At 63.6% G+C, this 264-nt stretch carries 1 protein-coding gene; it reads right to left on the bottom strand.

The window, feature by feature from the left end:
• On the bottom strand, nt 1-264 hold a 264-nt coding region (locus SB679_RS24725), incomplete at both ends, for an enoyl-CoA hydratase/isomerase family protein (RefSeq protein ID WP_410704934.1).

The raw sequence follows: 264 nt of genomic DNA, 5'->3' as shown, positions 1-264 counted from the left end.
CTCTGCCTCCAGTGCCGCCAGAATGTCCTCGACGCTGTCGAAGCGGAAAGCGCGGTCGATGATCGCCCGGTTGTGCTCCAGATGGCCGGCATGGGGATGATTGGCGAGATGTTTCAGCATGGCATCGACGGTGGTCGACGACGATCCGACTGGCATGCGGGCCAGCGCATCGATCATCTCGGGCAAGCGGGCGGAGGCAATCTTGACGTCGGCAAGCCCGGCATAGAGCGCGTCCGTGGCATTCATTTCCAGGCCGGTCAGCCC

The organism is Chryseobacterium sp. SIMBA_029, assembly GCF_046535275.1.
Classification (GTDB): domain Bacteria; phylum Bacteroidota; class Bacteroidia; order Flavobacteriales; family Weeksellaceae; genus Chryseobacterium.
Note: the sequence above shows the minus strand (reverse complement) of the source record. Positions and strands in the feature narration are given on the sequence as shown.